Source organism: Rhizobium sp. P44RR-XXIV (assembly GCF_001999485.2).
Lineage (GTDB): Bacteria > Pseudomonadota > Alphaproteobacteria > Rhizobiales > Rhizobiaceae > Rhizobium.
The window spans coordinates 715,730-734,825 of the sequence record NZ_MPVZ02000027.1 but is presented as its reverse complement, the minus strand read 5'-3'; the positions used below and the strand labels follow the sequence as shown (position 1 = coordinate 734,825).

Annotated in this window: 20 protein-coding genes; 11 read left to right on the top strand and 9 right to left on the bottom strand. The window is 56.1% G+C overall.

Translation table 11 applies throughout. The features are described 5' to 3' along the window. Positions 1-106: 106 nt before the first annotated feature. Positions 107-298 carry a hypothetical protein gene (locus BSK43_RS15755; RefSeq protein WP_136686978.1) on the bottom strand — a complete coding sequence of 64 codons (192 nt, stop codon included), beginning with the start codon at positions 296-298 and terminating at the stop codon, positions 107-109. A gap of 440 nt (positions 299-738) precedes the next feature. Between BSK43_RS15755 and BSK43_RS35990 the strand changes: the two genes are divergently transcribed. The 4 genes from BSK43_RS35990 (at position 739) to BSK43_RS15730 (ending at position 3,363) form a co-directional block, all read left to right on the top strand. After that, a complete protein-coding gene (locus tag BSK43_RS35990) occupies positions 739-861 on the top strand; it encodes a hypothetical protein (protein ID WP_281406633.1) in 123 nt (40 codons plus the stop codon). A gap of 477 nt (positions 862-1,338) precedes the next feature. After that, a complete protein-coding gene (locus BSK43_RS15745; protein ID WP_077472248.1) occupies positions 1,339-1,539 on the top strand; it encodes a type II toxin-antitoxin system VapB family antitoxin in 201 nt (66 codons plus the stop codon). Continuing rightward, positions 1,536-1,919, top strand: coding sequence for a type II toxin-antitoxin system VapC family toxin (locus BSK43_RS35730; protein ID WP_077472249.1), 384 nt, complete (start codon positions 1,536-1,538; stop codon positions 1,917-1,919). Before BSK43_RS15745 ends, BSK43_RS35730 begins: the two co-directional genes overlap by 4 nt. A 1,243-nt stretch (positions 1,920-3,162) precedes the next feature. Then, positions 3,163-3,363, top strand: coding sequence for a hypothetical protein (locus BSK43_RS15730; RefSeq protein WP_068395047.1), 201 nt, complete (start codon positions 3,163-3,165; stop codon positions 3,361-3,363). A 247-nt stretch (positions 3,364-3,610) separates the two neighbouring features. Here the strand turns inward: BSK43_RS15730 and BSK43_RS15725 are convergent, their stop codons facing one another. Continuing rightward, on the bottom strand, positions 3,611-4,588 hold the full coding sequence (locus BSK43_RS15725; RefSeq protein WP_077472252.1) for a 3'-5' exonuclease: 978 nt from the start codon (positions 4,586-4,588) through the stop codon (positions 3,611-3,613). Between the two features lie 520 nt (positions 4,589-5,108). On the opposite strand from BSK43_RS15725, the gene BSK43_RS15720 reads away from it, so the two are divergent. Then, positions 5,109-5,342, top strand: a complete 234-nt coding sequence (locus tag BSK43_RS15720) for a hypothetical protein (RefSeq protein ID WP_068395045.1) — start codon at positions 5,109-5,111, stop codon at positions 5,340-5,342. Between the two features lie 1,058 nt (positions 5,343-6,400). Here the strand turns inward: BSK43_RS15720 and BSK43_RS15715 are convergent. Further along, positions 6,401-6,832: a hypothetical protein gene (locus tag BSK43_RS15715; RefSeq protein ID WP_077472253.1), complete on the bottom strand. Its 432-nt coding sequence runs from the start codon at positions 6,830-6,832 to the stop codon at positions 6,401-6,403. Between the two features lie 801 nt (positions 6,833-7,633). Here BSK43_RS15715 and BSK43_RS35110 point away from each other — a divergent pair. Next, complete coding sequence (locus BSK43_RS35110) at positions 7,634-7,834, top strand: DUF4167 domain-containing protein (RefSeq protein WP_169055410.1); 201 nt, start codon at positions 7,634-7,636, stop codon at positions 7,832-7,834. Continuing rightward, positions 7,831-8,883: a fatty acid desaturase gene (locus BSK43_RS15705; RefSeq protein WP_077472254.1), complete on the top strand. Its 1,053-nt coding sequence runs from the start codon at positions 7,831-7,833 to the stop codon at positions 8,881-8,883. The genes BSK43_RS35110 and BSK43_RS15705 overlap by 4 nt, the downstream gene beginning before the upstream one ends. A gap of 305 nt (positions 8,884-9,188) precedes the next feature. Here BSK43_RS15705 and BSK43_RS15700 read toward each other — a convergent pair whose 3' ends face one another. The 3 genes from BSK43_RS15700 to BSK43_RS15680 form a co-directional block, all read right to left on the bottom strand. Further along, a complete protein-coding gene (locus BSK43_RS15700; RefSeq protein WP_077472255.1) occupies positions 9,189-9,842 on the bottom strand; it encodes a ChrR family anti-sigma-E factor in 654 nt (217 codons plus the stop codon). Then, complete coding sequence (locus BSK43_RS15695; RefSeq protein ID WP_246662590.1) at positions 9,839-10,414, bottom strand: sigma-70 family RNA polymerase sigma factor; 576 nt, start codon at positions 10,412-10,414, stop codon at positions 9,839-9,841. The genes BSK43_RS15700 and BSK43_RS15695 overlap by 4 nt, the downstream gene beginning before the upstream one ends. 1,043 nt (positions 10,415-11,457) lie before the next feature. Continuing rightward, on the bottom strand, positions 11,458-12,195 hold the full coding sequence (locus BSK43_RS15680; protein WP_077472259.1) for an SDR family oxidoreductase: 738 nt from the start codon (positions 12,193-12,195) through the stop codon (positions 11,458-11,460). Positions 12,196-12,360: 165 nt separating this feature from the next. Here BSK43_RS15680 and BSK43_RS15675 point away from each other — a divergent pair, with 165 nt between their 5' ends. Then, complete coding sequence (locus tag BSK43_RS15675; RefSeq protein WP_077472260.1) at positions 12,361-12,927, top strand: TetR/AcrR family transcriptional regulator; 567 nt, start codon at positions 12,361-12,363, stop codon at positions 12,925-12,927. An 85-nt stretch (positions 12,928-13,012) separates the two neighbouring features. Here BSK43_RS15675 and BSK43_RS15670 read toward each other — a convergent pair whose 3' ends face one another. From BSK43_RS15670 to BSK43_RS15660, 3 genes are all read right to left on the bottom strand, one after another. Further along, positions 13,013-14,413, bottom strand: a complete 1,401-nt coding sequence (locus BSK43_RS15670) for an NAD-dependent succinate-semialdehyde dehydrogenase (RefSeq protein WP_077472261.1) — start codon at positions 14,411-14,413, stop codon at positions 13,013-13,015. 203 nt (positions 14,414-14,616) lie between these two features. Beyond that, on the bottom strand, positions 14,617-15,006 hold the full coding sequence (locus BSK43_RS15665) for a tautomerase family protein (RefSeq protein ID WP_077472262.1): 390 nt from the start codon (positions 15,004-15,006) through the stop codon (positions 14,617-14,619). Positions 15,007-15,028: 22 nt separating this feature from the next. After that, a complete protein-coding gene (locus tag BSK43_RS15660) occupies positions 15,029-16,012 on the bottom strand; it encodes a nitronate monooxygenase (RefSeq protein WP_077472352.1) in 984 nt (327 codons plus the stop codon). 120 nt (positions 16,013-16,132) lie between these two features. On the opposite strand from BSK43_RS15660, the gene BSK43_RS15655 reads away from it, so the two are divergent. From BSK43_RS15655 to BSK43_RS15645, 3 genes are all read left to right on the top strand, one after another. After that, positions 16,133-17,014 carry a LysR family transcriptional regulator gene (locus BSK43_RS15655; RefSeq protein WP_077472263.1) on the top strand — a complete coding sequence of 294 codons (882 nt, stop codon included), beginning with the start codon at positions 16,133-16,135 and terminating at the stop codon, positions 17,012-17,014. Between the two features lie 307 nt (positions 17,015-17,321). Beyond that, complete coding sequence (locus BSK43_RS15650) at positions 17,322-17,792, top strand: MarR family transcriptional regulator (protein ID WP_169055409.1); 471 nt, start codon at positions 17,322-17,324, stop codon at positions 17,790-17,792. A 78-nt stretch (positions 17,793-17,870) separates the two neighbouring features. Continuing rightward, on the top strand, positions 17,871-19,028 hold the full coding sequence (locus tag BSK43_RS15645; RefSeq protein ID WP_077472265.1) for an amidohydrolase family protein: 1,158 nt from the start codon (positions 17,871-17,873) through the stop codon (positions 19,026-19,028). The last annotated feature ends 68 nt before the right edge of the window (positions 19,029-19,096 follow it).

The window sequence follows — 19,096 nt, the reverse complement described above, 5'->3', positions numbered from 1 at the left end:
CCCAACAAAATGGGCGGCAAAGAGGCTATAAGGTCGAGCGCGCGATGAAAAAATGCGCCGGCTCTAAATTGCATAAATGTCATGGCCCCTACCATCTTTTCAAAAATCATGCCGCGTCGTACCCTTCCCGGGCAAAACGATCGGTTACATCATTGTAAATGTTATATTTTCGCCACTGCCGGGCACGCCGCCCGTCTTGTTGGCTGAGATCCGACGGTAAAATGCCCGCCAGCGACGCGGTTTCCCGCGGCGCACCGCCCCTTTCGCCGACAAGCTGAATGGTGTTGTTGCCGACCACCAGTCTCCATATGCGCAGTCTCCCCCGGCCGACGCACTCATCATTTATCTACGCAACAGTTCGGTCAGCGCAGCACGCTGAACCGTTTGCCCGTCATATTTCCCTCGCCATCTTGCCCAAGTGACTGACGAGCCACGTATTTGAGATCCAATACGATTGCGGCGGACGCTATGTCGATTCATGCAACTTGTCAGTGTCCATTTTTGAAAGCACCAAAAATGGCCCGCAACCATCAACAGCTAGCCCACCGTCCGTTTCTAACGTGCGTCGGAGGGGCGAAGAGAACCGCGATTCTGGATATTCAAGAGGACGATACCGCCATCTGTCCGCGCGACATCATGCTCGATCAACGGCCATGACCTCTTCCATCTCGATGGTTGCCAATGTCATCGCCAGCCTGGTGAGCGGTGCCCTGCTCGGCTACCCCGGAGCGGCTTGATGTGTTTACGCAATTTCTGGTGCCCGCCAATGGTCGCCCGCGCCACCATCGGAATGTCGAAACGACGGAAATGATGCTTCAGCTCATGGCGGCGGGCCGCAGGGTCAGCGCCATTCCGGACTGACTGGTACGCCGGGAAGTAGCAGCGCTCGATGTCCGCCACGTCCGCATCGGTCAGAGCGGCATCCAGAAAAGCATCCATCTCGGATTGAGAGATGGCGACGACACTGTCGATTTCATCGCAGGTTTTCTCGCGACGTCGCGCCAGGCATCAGCGTGACGCGTCGGCGTTTGTACGGTAAAGCTTGCCGCTCTCGATCGCTTCGCCACCTTCCCGACGGCAGCTTGTCGAATTTCATGCGAAGCTCACCTCGTTTTCTATTTCACGGCAACCTGCAATTGATTCAAAAACAGCGGAGTACTTCAAAGGCCTGGCTCGGCCTCGTGGCGTCAGCGTCAAACGGAAAGACTGGTGAAATAACGATGAAATTCAACAGCTACCGTTTTTCCCTGTTGCACGATGTTCTATGGAGACAGGAATCGAGCGTAGTTTTCTTCACCAAATGGTGCTAGTTTAGGCATCTAAGAGAGGAAAAACGTGATGCGATCAACCATCAATCTCGACGATGCACTCATTGACAGGGCGAGATCGTTGACCGGCACCAAGGAAACCGCCGCGCTCGTCCGCCAGGCCTTGGAGACGCTTGTTCGTGTCGAGTCCGGAAAGCGCCTCATCGCGCTTGGGGGAACCATGCCGGATGCCGAGGCAGCTCCGCGTCGCCGGAGCGCGGCAATCAAGTGATACTGGCAGACACCTCGATCTGGATTGATCATTTCCGACATGGCGATGTTGAGTTACGCAAAGTTATTGAAGACGATCGCCTACTTTGCCATCCAAGCGTGATCGGCGAGTTGGCTCTTAGCAGCCTTCGGGATCGAAGCAGCGTAATGGCCTTCCTGGCGGCTCAGCGTGGAGCCGTTGTCGCGACGCACGACGAAGTCATGACCATGATCGACCGATATGGAATTTTCAGCATGGGCATTGGCTATACGGATGCCCATTTGCTGGCGTCGGTACTCCTTGACCCAAGAGCCTCCTTGTGGACCAGAGACAAGCGACTGAGGATAGCGGCCGAAAAAGCGGGCGCATCATTGCACATACCGGTCGATGAACCCCACTAAATGCTAGGGACGTACGCCCAAAGGGCTTCGGATAGGCTTTGCAAGTCCTTTGGTCTTGAAGGGCATAGAACCCACGGCCTCCTGAGAGGCAGTAAAATATCGTTGGGTTTTTCAATTATAACAATTACTTAAGGCGCTGAAAAGCGATATCCAGAATTATGGAACTTCATTCGCACCAAAGCTGCCACAGATTGGAGGGTTAGTGAAAACATTCAGAACCTTGTCCTGAGCTGCTTTCATAGCATGACGGTATTGTAAATATAACATCGCTTCTATCGCCACGCCTCGATAATAAGCCGTTTGAAATTCGGCCCGGCGACTCCTATCTCTCTTCCTACTTTGGGAGAGACGATGCGAGACTTTGTGCACGCGACATTCGGTTCGGTTGAGCTCGATATTATTAGCCAAGCCCTCGAAGAATGGCGGCGTTCAATTGGCGTTGGCCGAGACACGCCGGAATATGAACTCGCAGCGGCCACCATCGTCACCCTCTTCAGAGAGGGCAATCGCACGCTTCCAGAGCTTCGAGCGTCGATTGCCGGCCATCGATGGCTTTCCGGAGACGCCATGGAATTCGCGCGAAGCTCGCCGAGTTCAGAAAATGCGGATTGATAGCAAATGTCGCCATTGATGGCCGCAGAACGATCGAAGGCTGGGTGAACCGCCGATGCCTTCAAGACGAAGGCGACAGATCACCCTTCTCATGTAGTTCATCAGTATGAAGCGAAGGACGGCGCTTAGCGCAGTCATTTCAGTCGCCTGGTCGATCAATCGACTTTTGCAAGCAACTTGGCAACCCGCATCTTTGGCTGCACAGGATTTTCGTGGCGCCCCGACAAAGACCCGATGATGACGGCAACGGCCGCAACCACGACGTAGATGATGGTCCCCTTAGGCTTTCGGTCCGACATGCAGTGCCTTGTCGACTCTAGCGAACGCGATTGCTCAGACATCTTGATCCTTTGGTACTGAAGGGCGCGTATGTAGTCCATCACCGACACCTAATAAATGCTCAGATTCGCGTGCCTCCTTTGCAAGGAGCGAATAGCGGGAGATCATGTCACGAGGTTGGATCGGTAGCCTGAGCTTCTCACGCGGGCCTGTTTGACTGCGGCAAAGATGGCTTAGGCACGATGGTCATAGGCGGCCAACTTGTTTGGCCTTGCGCGGAGAGCCGGGAACTGGAAATAGGGAGGTCAATGACCGGCAGCATCAACTCGCAGCCTTGAACAAGGAAACAGCTATGGTGAAGCTCGCATATCTTTTAGGAGGGCTGCTCGTTCTGATCGGCCTCATCTGGATCGGTCAGGGTAGCGGGTATTTTCCATATCCTGCCGAAAGTTTCATGATCGATCAGTCACCTTGGATTTATTGGGGTGCCCTGGTAGCCGTTTTCGGCGTCGCAGTGATCGTGATGGCGCGGTTCAAACGGCCGCTCCAATGACTACCTTTTGAATTCCATGTGAAACTCACCACTTTTTCCATTTTTTGTGGTAACCCGAAATGGTTCAAAATAGTGAAGCACTTCATAGGCTTGCCTCCTCTCAGTAGGGTCGGCGCCGCTACGACGCCGAAATGATCTTCTGCAACTGATTGTTCAAGCGCGCCATGGCTTTCCCCAGCCGGGCGTACCGAGATAGCCGAGCGTCTGGCTGGAAACGCCGCGAGGGAACCGATGGCCGCAACATCGCCTATCGCCGGCTTTTGAACCGATCGAATGACGTCAACCGCTGGACCGGCGGATCGGCGTCCTCCCAATGGTAGATATCCTTCCGCAGAAAGCGAACCTCTTCCTCCATCTCTTGTTCAGCGACCTCGATCCACCATGATTTTGGCCGGCCGTCGGTCCCGTCTGACCAGCGGTAGCCCCTCGCCTTTAGATGGTCTTTCAAGTCAAACGGTGCGTTCTCCGCGAAGATGCGCATGCGCGAACGCTGGCTTGCGCGGTAAAGTTCGGCAAAGGGCGATGAACCTGCTCCACCACCCGAGGCGCCCAAAACCTCCAGCAAGGCAAAGCAGTCATCGACTGCACGATGCCCATCATGAAAATATCCGCTTTGACCGATAAGATAGCCAAGCTTGCTGCCCTCATAGCCCCTTGCCCTCCAATCGATCTCGGAATTCGAGCAGGCCCAGGCCTTGCGAGCAAAAAGTGGCGACAACGCCTCACAGAACGGTCGGTCGAATGCGGCATTGTGGGCGATTGTGAGATCAGCAGGCTCCACAAGAGCCCTCACCGCGGACATGTCGATCATTTGGTCTCGGACCATTGCATCGGTTATTCCGGTCAAGCGGACAATCTCTGGCGGGATCGGAACATTCGGCTTTTGTAGACCGCAGTAGAGGCCGGAGACGTCACCAATCTCTCCTTCGTCATTGAAGGTAAATGCAATCAGCCCAATCTCGATTACCTCGTCCTTTTTGGCATCGAACCCGGTGGTTTCCGTATCGAGGATGATGCCTTTCAGCGGGTAACCTGCTCGGGGAGTTGTAGTAATCGCACGTGGCTCGAGCTTTCGCAGGATCTGATAGCGTCCAGTCGCCTCAAGGAGCCGCACCATCTCGGTCTCGTCTGGTAAAGAGCCAGCCGACCGCAAACGCCCCGGCTTCGCACTCGCTGCGCCGGTAGGCTGTGCGGTCGCCGAGAACATGTCGAGCTGAGAGGTCATCGCGTTCCGATTGCTGAGAAGGCCAGACTCTAATGTTCGATTGCCCTCGTGAAAAGAAGGCCAGCACCATGGATTGGCGATACCCACTGCTATTCGCGAAGAAAGCAAGGGATCACAAAGCAAGCTTCGATCTAGTTCATCGAGCAAAGCACGCGTCCGACGACTGTTTTGAGGGCTGCCGTCGGACGCTGCAATGTCCGGCCCGTGGGTGGCGTCCGGGCCGGTATTTGGGAGACTAGAGCCTACCATAGGTTTAGTGAACCTGCCCGGATGGGCAGGTTCTGCCGGCTCGCGCATTGCGCTTACGAGAAAAGGAAACTGCAGTCGGTTACGAATTGTCGTTCGACGTGCGGTTGCGAGAGCACAGAGCTTTTTCCTGAGAGCACGATCCGATATCGCCGGGTTCTTCTCTTCGATCGCTAGTGAGGCCCGGTTCAAGAACTGTGCACAAAGAGATCCAGGGGCTGTCCGATAGCAAACCTTCCCCTATGTTCCATCACCTGACCAGCGAGGTGAGACGATGATCCCATTGACGAAACTGGAGCCCGATTGCTTTTATTGGGCTACCCCAAAGGCCGACCGCGGCGCAAAGGCCCAAGTCGTGCAGCTATCCACCATCTTCGGTGCGGAGCCCGAATATTGGACGGTCGCTTGCCTCGGATCTGACGAGCATCGCATGCCGACGGACTTCGAATTCATTGCCAGGATCGTGCCACCGTCCTCTAGGTTCGCCATGGACGTTGCGGCCGAGTGAACACGCTACTGATCCATCGGGGAAGGATAGAGCTTCCTTTTGGGGTGCGTGCTTTTAGCCGCACGCGTTGCAGGCCACAGTCTGGGCACTACGGCGCAGCAGCGAAGAATAAGTCAACGAGATAACGGTGTCGCCTTCGTAAGCTAGCACCGATGATACTCCCCAAGCAACGCGTGTTGCACACTCAGCCAAAGTCTTGTTTCTCGATCAAGTGTGGAGATCGAAACCTCCATCATGGAGCGATCTCATAGCACTATCACCGCGGACTTCGTCAACAGGGCCTAATTTCCGACAACACTCAACGGCCTACGAGCGGTCGAAGCGCTCAAGCATTTTTCTGAGCTGGGCATTCTGCAGTCGCAGTTTTTGAGCCAGCTGATCTTTCAGTTGCTTGATGTCGTCGTCTAGATTTGCCGCCTCGTCAAAAAACGGATTTGTGGACACCGAAAGAGATTGTAGAGTGGGCTCTTTGCCGGCGTCGCAGAATGCGACGCAGCCCGATTGACGGGAACCTTGGTTGTGGGCTTCGAGGCTGTTCTCCGGGGCTTAGTGGACGGTTCAACAACTTCGCCCTCCGGCGCGAGGCTCGCCATACCGGTGACAAGCTGTGGATGCTCGTCAAGCGCCCCGACGCTTGGCGCTTTTGCTTCAGCAATCGGCGATACTGGCTCCGGTGGTTCGACTTCTGTCGGGTTCGACGCAGTAATCTTCACTGGATCTGGAGATCTGCTGTCGTGATCGTGTTCTCCACCAAGGGTTGCCGTTTGCGAAACCAGCGATGGTTCGGATGGTGGCTGCAATTCAATTTCGACAGGCTTAAGGTCGTTATCGCCTTCGCGGGTTTGGTCGGTCTTATCGGCCGATTGTCGCCGTGACACTAACTGGGCAAGGAACTTCCATGGTGGTTTCATCGTGCTTCAACCTCAAGCAACAGGCGCCGCGACAAGGTCGCAACTCCAAATCCGGGCTCGCGACACGAGCCAGGTCTTTTCCAAACTGTCCGGAAGCATACCGGCGAAAGCCGATGGCGCAACCGTCCGAATGTTTGTTATGATCGATTACGACCCGAGGCGTTTGCGCAGGTCAGCATTTTCCGCGCGCAGTTTTTCAGCCAGAGCCTTGCGAAGCTGCTTGTTTTCTTCCTCGAGCTGAAGGAGGTCTGCCATTTCATCAGCAGCCGTGGCCGTGAGAGGCGCTTTCGCTGGTGCTTTGGCCGGGCTCGCTACCTTGGTCTTTGTGGTGGCCTTGGCGCGGGTCTTTTTGGCGACCTTCACAGCGGGTTCTTCGACGGCAACGGGCGCAGCTTCAACCTTGGTGGCGCGGGGCGCCCGGACCTTCGACGACTTCACAGCCGTGGCTGATGCCGACCGAGCCGCTTCAATTTCAGCTTTCGAACGGCGTGGTGCGCGCTGCTTCTTAACGGCGGGCGCATCTGCCGCTACCGGTGCCAAAACCACGCTCGTCGCGCCTGTGTTATTCTCGTCAGCCATCGTCGTCTCCCTCTAAAGATGCTTTTGTTTTCAACCGTGCAAAAGCCGGTGTCAACATCGGCGCTGTGTCTCCGCTGCAGTTTGGCAGAAAACGCCCGAGATTTCGGGTAAAATGACTGGAGGTCACCGCCGTCCGAGCATACTGGAACGACTGTCTGTTAGCACCATAACGGAACTACTCGGGGCCGGAATTGACAGCACAGCGATTTCACCGTGGCTGCGTTTCCAGAGTAAATCTTATCAGCGATAACTCAGCTCAAATCGGGTGGGCGAGTGTCTATCATTCGATAAGTGCTGGGAACGGCCGAGATACGCTTGGCATCCCGGCCGAAATGAGGATTCTTATCTAGACGCATCCTAAGTCAGTGCTCACAGCGACATCGTAGTTGGGCGCAGTTGACTTTCTATCGGAGGCTCCGGCGGCGGCGCTCTAAAGCCCGCGTCTCAGAGCGCGGCCGTAATTGCGTTCTGGACCCGATATCACCACAATGTTGGCATAGGAACTAACGGCGGGTGAGTACGTTACCCATCAAAGATGCGAGCAACTGTCCCCGTCGCCGAGGCATGCTCGAAGCTTCCAGTCAGCGATTTCGAATAGCCGCGGCCGAGTATTCTCGCTGCGCGGATCCTATAAAACATATCCAGAATAGCGTAAATTCACGGCTCCAACGCCGTTGCTCCGCCCTACGCACGCAATCGCTCCCAACACGGCACACTTCCGCTGAAGCGTCTTGGAGTAGATCGATTAGACACCAGTTATCAAAGCAATCAGGGATCGCTCCCAAAGGATTGGAAATTCCTATGAGCAGAAAAAGCATGGCCCGTAACGCGGCACGTGTAACAGCCTCGAGACAACATATGCTGGATCGATACAAACGGCACCTTCAGGCCGCGGCTTCGAAAATCGCCGCCGGTGATCACATCGGTGCGGAAAACGACTATCAACACGCCGAACATTTCTTCCGCTGCGCTGCCGAAGAGAAAGGCACCCATCGACTATGAACGCGATACTCTTGGCCGACCACCCCGGCGGTGAAACTGAGAAAGCTTGGCTCAAGATTCTCTCGAACTATCGCAAGCCCGTCATAGGTCGAAGCCTTTACGAGCTGGCCGTGACATTGATCCCGTTTTTATTCTTTTGGGCTGCAGCTTGGGCTGCCGTGCATTATGGCTATTGGCTCGGCTTGATCCTCATCGTTCCGGCAGCAGGCTTTCTTTTGCGCCTGTTCATGCTGCAGCATGATTGCGGCCATGGTTCATTCTTCGGAGTGCGGCGATGGGATGACTGGACCGGCCGCGTGATTGGCGTTCTTACATTGACGCCCTATGACTACTGGCGTCGCGCCCATGCCGAACATCATGCTTCAGCCGGCAATCTCGATGAAAGGGGTGTCGGTGACATCACGACCCTCACTGTCGCCGAATATCGCGCGCTCACGCGTCGAGGAAAACTCGGCTACCGGCTCTACAGGCACCCCTTGGTGATGTTCGGTATCGGCCCCGCATTTCTTTTCTTATTCAAGCAGAGATTGCCTTTCGGCATGATGCGAGCTGGTGCGCTGCCCTGGATTTCAACCATGACAACCAACGCAGTCGCAGCGGCTATAGCAATTGCCCTGGTTTGGATTTTTGGTATCGCGCCGTTCTTGCTTGTTCACCTGCCAATCATCCTGCTTGCCGGCTCGGGCGGCGTGTGGCTGTTCTATGTCCAGCATCAGTTTGAGGATACTCATTGGGCCAAGCCTCCAGAATGGTCTTTCCCCTATGCGGCCATGCATGGCGCCTCGCATTATGATCTACCGCGCCCGTTGCGCTGGATCACCGCCAATATCGGCATGCACCACCTCCATCATCTCTCCAGCCGCGTGCCGTTTTACAGATTGCCTGAAGTACTGCGTGACTACCCCGAACTGGCGAAGCTCGGCCGCATCGGCCTGCGCGATAGCCTTGGCTGCGTGAAACTCATTCTCTGGGACGAGGCGACGCAGCGGTTGATATCGTTGCAGGAGGCGGAGGCGCGCCGTTCTCAGCCGCCCGGATCGTTCTCTTGAGAGGACAGCGTCATGGAAAGCTGATGCCGGTTTCATATTTATCGAGTTGGCGGATGATGATCGCGATCGGAAAGTTGTCGCAGACACTTCCATGGCCGACGCGAGGGCCAAGCGGCGTGGTTCCAATTACGAGAGGCGACCTGAGCGATAATGAATGGCACAGATTAGAGCCATTCCTTTAGAGGGAAACAGTGACGTAAGCCGCGCCCCCAATCGATAGCCAGGCAAAGGATTGAAGAGCAACGTCGCAGGCCCTCCGGCAATTTCGGGACCGATATATTTCAGAGCCAGCATTTGGAATTGGCTCAAATTCCGACGAACGGCTGCAGCAATCTCCCAATAAAGCCACGGAAGTGGATTCGGCCTTCGATCGCTGCGAGGGAAATGCATTCGCCCTCGCTACCGATGATCGGGCTGTGATCTGTCTCATTGTCGCCTTCGACGAAGTCACCTGGAATATACCTGTTACCACCATCCGAAAAGGATCCGGACAACACCTGGGTGACCTCTAGATCAGAGTGTCCATGGGCAGGCATATGCTTGTTTGCTTTGACCTTGAGCAGAATGACATTCGCTTCAGGTGCATAAGGTACCGTGATTCGACTGAGCTTGACGCCCGGACCGACAGACCGCCATGGCCCGATGCCGCAATGGCTGAGTACCCTTGGAAGGACAATGCCGCCCATCGAGGCATCACCCGGTCGCGTTGCGCCCACGCTGATCTTTTGATCGTCTGTCTCCAGTTTCGCGAGTGCACGGTTGAGGGCTCCCGGAGAAAGCTCTTCCGGTTCGAGCCGCGCCAGGAACGCTCCTCCGACCGCCTCGAAATTCGCAACCTTCCTTCGGCAGGCGGGACAACCGCCAACATGGGCTGCAACTACGAGCGCAGGCCCGGCCGGCAAGTTGCCAGCTGCATAGCGCAAAAGCGTTTGATCACTGGGGTGATGAGTTGCAGTCATAGTGTCTCTTCAAGCATGGTCTTCAGCCTGACCAGCGCTCGCCTTATGCGTGATTTTACGGTGCCAAGCGGCAGGTCAAGCTCCTTCGCAATCTCCGAATGCGGGCTATCGCAGAAAAACGACAATCTCAGGATCGTTTCCTGCTCCGGGCTGAGAGCATGCATCGCGGTCCTTATCCTTTCCTCGTCCACCCTGACGAAAAGGAGTTCCTCGGGCGTTAGCTCGACTTCTTGAAAACTGCTCGGATCAGCCCCTGAAAGCTTCGATGATTTCTGCTTGCGCTGGAGATCGATGCGCAGATTTCGAGCGATGGTAAAGATCCATGTTGCGGCACTGGCACGAGCAGGGTCGAAGTAGGATGCCTTACGCCAGACTAGCAGCATGGCTTCCTGCGCTATCTCTTCTGCAAGTTCCGGTGCCGAGCCGGTCCGCATCATGTAGGACTTAACTTTCGGGGCGGCCAGATTGAACAGCTCAGCAAAAGCTGTTCGATCCTGTCTCTGCGCGATGGCGAGAACAAGCTGGTTTGCGTCATCGGATGACAGGTTGTCGCGGCCCGATAGCCTCTTCACCGCCCGCCTCCCGGCAAACGCGACTTGGCGAGATGATCTTTTTGAGCGGTCAGTTTGCAGTGCTGAAACATTCATGACCCTTATACGGCACGCCAAAACGGTTGGATCACGAGATCCAATTCAAAAAGAGTCTCGTATGAGATTTTCAGATTAAAAAGAAAGGCCGAGTTTAAGCAAGCACCTGAATTCAGCAGCACATTATTGATCTCGCAGACGCACCGCTTCGCGGTGGACAACATAGCGAGTTACAAACTCGCGAAAACTGAGCAAGGAAAGCAATCTCGTCCAATACCGAAAACCGATCGAACCCCTGGATCAATGTGGCCCTGGCAATAGTGCCGGTCGCTGCGGCACTACTGCTCGGCCAATGGGCAACCTTCCCCAATCTGGCCAACTGCTAGGCGAACCTCGCCAAAGCCAATTTCAATCCTTCGAATTGGATCTTTGGGCCAATGTGGACGTTGCTCTGCGCGCTGATGGCCTATTCTAGTTGGCGAATATGGAACCTGCCCGCCAATCTGGCGCGCCGATCGACAGCACTTGTCTTGTTCTCCGCGCAGCTTGTGCTCAACACGCTTTGGTCATGGATGTTTTTCGGCCCCTACAGGAATTGGAACGCAACCTGATGTGGGATTAGTCAACACGATGCTGGACGCCGCCATCGAGACAGTTACCGATGCCGAAGGCGGGACAATCGTCCATTCGGACCGTGGAGCGCATTATCGGTGGCTCGGCTGGCTCACTCGGATCAGCGATGCGGCAAGCAAAGTCGGACGGCGGACTACCTCACAGGTCTCGACTTCATCATCCTTGATGAACTCGGTTAGGGTCACCACCGAATCTGAAGGCGTTAGGCCAAGAAATTCACTTCAAAGAATCCCGCATTAAGTGCCAAAGCTCGCCGAAACGGCCGTATTCTTACAATCAAGTGACAAACGACACCGTGCGCTGCGCTCGGCCAGGCTCGCTAAAATGGGAACGACGGCTCTAGGATTTCCTTTGCCAAAATACGCCGTTCCACATTGCTTTTTCTCGGAGCGATTTCAAATTGCCGAAGTGCCACCGTCGACGGACAATTCCACGCCATTGACATAGCTCGAGTCGCCCGACGCAAGAAACAGAGCCACCGTCGCGATTTCTTCCGGGCGACCCATCTTCCCCCGTGGGATCAGCGCTTCGAATTGCCGCTTGGTTTCAGCGTCGAACATCTGGTCCTGAATCGGCGTTGCGATCTGGCCCGGGCTCAGCACGTTTACCCGGATGTGTCGATCCCTCAATTCGTTGAGCCATGTCCGGGCAAAAGAGCGCAGTGCAGCCTTGCTCGCCGAATAAACGCTATAATCGGGCCAGCCCTTTATCGAGGCGATCGATCCGGTCATGATGATCGACCCGCCATCGTTGAACAAAGGGAGTGCTTTTTGAACTGTGAACAATGTGCCCCGCGTGTTCAGACCGAAGATCGTATCAAAGTCCTTTTCGGTGATCGCACCGAGCCTGCGAGCTTCCCCGCCGACGCCAGCGCTCGCGAACAGCACATCGATGTTGCCCTTTTCCCGCTTGACCGTCTCGAATAGGCGGTCGAGGTCGTCCAGATTGGCGGCGTCGCCCTGTACGCCGGTCACATTCCGGCCGATGAGCCCGACGGCCTCATCCAAAGCTTCCTGCCTCCGGCCCGTGATGAAGACGTAGGCTCCCTCCTCGACAAACAACTTAGCGCTTGCAAGCGCCATACCGCTTGATCCACCGGTGATTACGGCGACCTTGCCATTAAGCTTTCCCATAACTGCTCCTTCTCATTGTTCTGGATCCGGCACATCGGCGCTGCCGCACTCATGCGGCCACACGCCGTCAGCCCGTCACTTCTCTATTCTTCAGCGTCAATAGGCTGTATAACGTAGCAGTGCTCCGTATATGTGGAGCACTGCTACGTTTTTCAAGAGGGATATATGCGAGCCGATGCGAGTAAAAATTACAATCACCTGCTCTCGGTCGCACGCACGGTTATAAGCGAGCATGGTGCTGACGCATCATTGCGCGATATTGCCCGTAGAGCTGATGTCGGGCTCGCCACCCTCTACCGTCATTTCCCCACACGAGATGCTTTGCTGGAAGCATTGCTCCACGCGACGCTTGGCGAATTGACGCAAAAGGCAGGCGAGCTCGAAACGTCGAGCTCGCCTGATGAAGCGCTCATATCCTGGTGTCGCGACGGGGTGGCATTCGTGCGGAGTTATAGTGGCGTGGTGGATCTAATGGCTGCAGCCATTGCGGATCCGGACTCCGCTCTTCATGCCTCCTGCACTACAATGCGGTCAGCAGGCACACGCTTGCTTTTCCGTGCCCAAGCCGAGGGAATCGCGCGAACCGACATGGACGGAGCGGACCTTTTCGCCCTGATCGCGGCGCTCGGATGGCTTGGCGACCAACCCTCGTTCGCGCCGCGCGTCGATCACCTCTTCGGCATCATCGCCAGCGCGATACTGACAAATAGATCGAGTATCGCTGCATGTTGATGTCACAGAGCGAGTGCCTGGGCATCGATGTGGCTCTTTGACAGGAAGGAGCAATTATTGCTGCCATCTGCCAAAGAGCCGGAGTTCAGTAAGCACTATTTGGCGTGGCCACTCTGATAAGCTTCTTGTTTAGAAACTCCTGAATGCCGAGGCCTGAAAGCTCGCGGCCATAGCCTGAGTTCTTGACCCCGCCAAATGGGAGTTCCGGTGCTGTCCAGGTCGGATGATTGATGAAGACCATACCGGTATCAATCTGGCTTGCGACCCGTTTGCCTCTTGCGATGTCAGTCGTAAAAACAGACCCGCCGAGACCGAACGGCGAGTCATTCGCCAGTTCGATGGCGGCAGCTTCGTCCTTGACGCGAAATATCAGGGCGACCGGCCCGAACAGCTCCTCGTAATAGGCAGGATTGCCCGGGGCGATTTCGGTCAGAACCGTGGCTTCGAAGAAGTAGCCCGGACGTTCGGCCCGGTTTCCACCCAATCTCAATGTGGCACCGGCGGCGACCGCGCGCCCGACTTGATCCGCAAGGGTCAAGACAGCCTTCTCGGACGACATGGGGGCAAGTGTCGTCCCAGGGTCCGTCGGGTCGCCCATCTTTAGGGCCGCCATGCTGGCGGTGAACTTTTCGACAAACTCGTCGTAACGGCTTTCGACGACAATGAACCGCTTTGCGGCAACGCAACATTGGCCGCCATTGTTCATCTTGCCCCAGAGAGCCCATTTCAGGGTCTCGGCGGGATCCGCGTCTTCAAGGATCACGAAGGCATCGCTGCCACCCAGTTCCATGGTCGATTTTTTCAACTTCTTGGCCGCCTGGGCCGCGACCACAGAGCCGGCGCGCTCGCTGCCAGTCAACGCGACGCCCCTGATCCGTGGATCGTCGATCAATGAAGCCACCTGATCGAAGGAGGCGAATATATTACTGTATATGCCGGCTGGCGCTCCTGCCTCTGCGAAGAGCTCCTCGAAGGCGACAGCGCATTGCGGGACGGACTCGGCATGTTTCACCATGACCACATTGCCGGCCATGATATTCGGTGCCGCAAACCGGGCGAGCTGGTAGTAGGGGAAGTTCCATGGCTCGACACCGAGCAGGACACCGATGGGGTCACTTTCTATGAAAGCCTCCCCCTGCGGAGTCGCGATCGGCTCCGGCACCATCATCCGCTCGGCATTGTCGGCGTAGTAATCGAGGATGTCGGCGCTGAGCTGCACTTCGCCGCGGCTCTCGACCAGCAGTTTCCCCATCTCCCGGGTGACCAGCGACGCAAACCGATCTTCCTGCGCGCGGAGGATCGCGGCGGCGCGTGACATCATTGCAGCCTTTTCTGCGAAGGGTACGGTCCGCCAAGTGCGGAAAGCCTTGTTTGCCGCGGCAAGCTTATTTTCAAGCTCCGCATCGGTGATCTGGTCGAACTCTCTGAGGAGCTTGCCATCGTTGGGATTGAAGGACCGATATGGTATGGAAGCTTGTACTGTCATGATAATTCCTACCTTGAATGTTGTGCCCTGGATGGGCAGCGTTGATTGTTCAGGCCAGCGGCTCTTAGCTTTGCTGCGAGTGATATGCGCGCCACTTGTCGCGTCCTCGAGGAGGATCGAGGGTTAAAGCCGCGTTGTTATCTCGTAGTTGGTCTTTCAGAAACCGAGAGGGCTGGACCTTCTGCGCCAAGCGGCCGTGGCTTCTACAATTCTCCGGTCAGAAACTGCGCGCGCCCGTGTCCGAACGACCAGTCTTCGCCGCTATTGGTAACCATAGAGACAACGACGTCGGAGTCCTCGATCCCGCAACGGTCCTTCAGCTTCTCGCAAAGCAACCGATAGAACTTCTGTTTCATGTCCGGTTTGCGCGGCATCGATGTCACCTGGAGAACCACGCGCTTGTCGGTTCGGGAGATACCCAACCCGGTATCTTCCACGATCAAGTGCGCGGCCGGATGCTCATGCACGATCTGGTAACGATCGCCGGGCGGAACTCCGAATGCTTCCAATACGGCGTCGTGTGCTGCATCGAGCAGCGCCCGCAATTCGTGAGGGGTGCGGCCCTCTATAATATCGAAGCGAAGTAGAGGCATAGGTTTTCTCCAATTGTTGGGGTTAGTTGGTGATGACGCTCCGTGTCACGCTGGCAAGCCGTGCCTCGGCCTGAGTGACGAGACGCTGTACAAGCTCGCCGGCCGGCGGCAGATCCTGGATAAGGCCAATAGCCTCTCCCACGGTCACGTTGGATACATCGTAATCGCCGCTGTCATCGGCCGCCTCGACAGCCTTGCGCTCCGCATCGACCCGCGCTCTTAGCTCATTCTCTCTGCCAAGCCAGGTCTCGATAAATGCGTTGCGCATCAGCCTGCCGTTGTAGCCACGTGGCCAGATGCGGTTCCGGACGATGTCGTAGACGGAGGTTCTCACTGTCTCGTCGCCGGTTGCGGCGACCACGCGAGCTTTGGCGGCCGGGTGAATAAGCGCCTCTTGCGTTGCCCAAAAACGGGTCCCGAGCAGAACACCATCCGCTCCGAGCATCAAGGCAGCAGCGATGCCGCGACCGTCCGCGATGCCGCCAGCGGCAAGAACCAGTACCTCCGGTCGCTCTCGTGCTACGAGATCCACGACGTTCGGCACAAAGGAGATTGTGCCGCGGGTGGTCAACCCGTGTCCACCGGCGTCTGTGCCCTGTGCGACAAGCACAGCAGCACCGGCGGCCAGCGCGATGCGGGCATGCTCCAGGTTGTGCACCTGACAAATCAGCGGAACGCCGGCAGCGTGGATCTTCTCAGCGAACGGCCGCGGGTCGGCGAACGACAGCATCATAGCTGCCGGCTTGTGCGCAAGTGCGAGATCCAACAGCACCGGGTTCTTCGCCATCGACCAAGTAATGAATCCGTAGCCAACACGCTCATTGCCGGCCTTCGCGAATTCGGCCTCAAGAATCTCCCGGTCGCCATAGCCGCCGCCAATCAGACCGAGACCACCTGCAGCGCTCACGGCGGCAGCCAACTCTCCCCCTGAGGCTGGGTCCATAGGTGCCAATACAATCGGGTGCCTGATCCCGAAGGCCCTCGTCAGTCGCGTTTGCAATGCCATGATTTTCTCCTCGTTCTCGGACGTTTTGCTTTGGCCAAGCGCCATGACTTTTTTCTAGCCCAAGCGAGCGATCTATAATAATGGTTAGTTTAGATGCCACCCATCTGTAATGGAGATGACATGAACAGCGCAGACTTGATGTTTTTTGCAGCGGTCGCCGAGGCCGGCGGGATCACCCGGGCGGCGGCGGCGCTCAATACCGTGCAATCGAATGTCACGGGGCGCATCCGTGCTCTCGAACAATCGTTGCATACCCCGCTATTTTATCGCGAGAGTCGCGGCGTCAGCCTGACGAAAGCTGGCCAGCGACTTCTGCCGTATGCCAGGCAGGTCGCTCGGCTTTTATCTGACGCTGAACAGGCGGTTCTTTCCGATGAGATTCCGCGCGGCACCCTACGCCTGGGCTCCATGGAAACGACCGCGGGCCTGCGGCTGCCCAAGCTGCTCGCCTCTTATGCGAGCGCTTGCGCCGAAGTGAATATCGATCTGGAACTGGGACCGACCGAGGCGCTCCTGACGGCTGTCCTCGATCGCCGGGTCGAGGGTGCCTTTGTGTCGGGTCCAGTCAATCAGGACGATCTGGTCGCCGTTCCCGTGCTGAAGGAAGAGCTGGTTCTTGTCTCTGAAGCAAAGGTTCAAACTTATAACGAAGTCGTGGCCATGCTTGCGAGCAAGCGCGAGGTGCGCGTGCTGGTGTTCAGGACCGGGTGCACGTATCGTCAGCGCTTGGAGAGCTTTCTCGTGACCCATGGCCTAATGCATGTCCCCAAGATGGAGTTTGGTACACTCGACGGAATTTTAGGCTGCATCGAAGCGGGGATGGGGATGTCTATGCTTCCGCGTGCTGTCGCGGCGCCTCTGCAGGAGGCTGGGCGTGTTTCGATTCACGCCCTTCCAGAGGGTGCAGGGATTGCCCAAACAATGCTAGTATACCGCAAAGACAGCCTCTTGACGGCAGCTTTCAAGCATTTTCTCGAACAAGCCTGCGCAACGTTCGCGTGAAGCCGCTTTCCTCAATTTTGCAAGGTTAAGATGCAAGCAGGAGTGCCATTATCTGCCGAGCTCTGCGTATCGTCACGGGATATACAGACCGCGGTGCGGGTGGCAACCATTGATGATTTTGCGGGCGTTTTGCGCATGAGGCGCCGGAACGGCTCGTTGCGATCTGCAACGGTCGATTGGTCTGTTGGCTGGCTCGTTTGCGACGCCCGCCAGCGACTGATAAATGCATAAGCGAGCTCGTTCAGATTCGATGATTGTCAATTCGGTTTTCCGAAGGCGACAGAATCGGGAGCATAAGGAGGCGAACGTGACACCAAAAGACGATAAAGCTAACACCACCAATGCCGTAGCCTTGACCGATTTGGTTGCGTTCCGCTTGATCCATCTTGCCGACTTGATTAGCCGCGGCGCCGCGCTCGTCTTCGAAAAGGAATTTGGCATCAGCAATGCTGAGCTCAGAGCGTTGGCGGTTCTTTGCGAAGAACAGCCTTTGACTATCGGTGAACTCAGCCGCCGAGCTAAGATTGATAAGGCGTGGGTGAGCAGATCGGTGAAAGAACTTATCCAACGCGGTCTAATTGCCCGCGATAACCATCCTACCGATAGCCGGATGGGATTGCTGTCCCTTACCTGCGAAGGTCAGAACCTGGTAGCGCAGGTGACGCCCTTGGCTTGGGCGAGACAGGGCCGTTTGCTGCAGGGCCTTCGTTTGGATGATGTCGACCGATTGCTCGATGTGTTGAAGACCAATGCACAAGAACTGCTTGCCCATCCGTAGTCGGTAGGACTCATACGAATTTGGCCTAGTCAAATTCCGACAATATTGTTGTCATAACAACGTTGTCTTGACAACAATATGGCTCAAAGATATGTTCGTTTGGGACGAGCTGCTGGAACCTGTTTGGCGACCTTGGGAAGCGTGCCAAGGCAAGTGGCAGCGTTCGAAATGAAACTTGTCAACCTCACCGATCGTTGTGACACCGAACAAAGGTATTGGAACATGACCGATAGGCAATCCGCCTTGTCCCGGATAGTCGGGGTGGAAGAGCATGTATTTTTTGCAGATCTTGTTCGACGGTTACCCGCGCAAGCTTTTATTGAGAGGGGTTATCTCGGGCGCGATGCACAGTTTGGACCTGCCAGTATGGTAGACCAAATGAGCGATACCGATGACAGATTAAGCATTATGGATGAAGGTGGATTAACAGTCCAAGTCCTCTCCTACCCAAGCTCAGGAGCGGACCTGCTCCCCCCTCACCGAGCGGTTCCATGGGCAAGGGACGTCAATGACGCTATAGCGAATCGAGTTGCCTCTCACCCCTCTCGATATGCTGGGCTGGCACATCTGCCTCTCACCGACCCAATCGCTTCAGCCGAGGAGCTGGATAGAAGCGTGAAGGAACTCGGCATGAGAGGTGGCTTGGTTAGCGGCGCGACCAACGGCCGCTATCTTGATGATCGGATATTCGAACCCCTTCTAAGTCGTGCCGAGCAGCTCGACGTTCCCCTATATCTTCATCCAGCGCCATCGCCCAAGCCGGCGCGCGATGCCCTTTATGGCGGGCTGCCCGGAGACTTGGGCTTCTGGATGTCCGTTTCCGGCTGGGGGTGGCATGCTGATACAGCAACACATGTCCTGCGGCTTCTGCTCGCGGGGGCTTTCGAGCGCCACCCAAAACTGAAGATCATCATTGGGCACTTGGGTGAAGGGCTCCAAGTCATGATGTCCCGTCTAGATCAACAATTTCATGATTTTGCGGGCTTTGCTGGATTGCCGAGCGAGATTCTTCGGCGACATGTCTGGATTAGCACCAGCGGCTTCTTTTTCATGCCCTCCTTCTTGGCAGCCCTTGACGCGTTCGGACCAGACAGACTTCTATATTCCGTGGACTATCCTTTCGGATCATCTAAACGCGGGCTCGACTTTCTTGAAAAACTTCCCGTTGATGCCGATACACTAGCGAAAATCACTCATCGCAACGCTGATCAATTGTTGAAGTTGGCGAGCCACTAGGTCGTAATTCATAGCGCTGCTGCGGCCGTCAAACCGAGATAAGAAAACCCAAAGCTGACTTCGCTCCG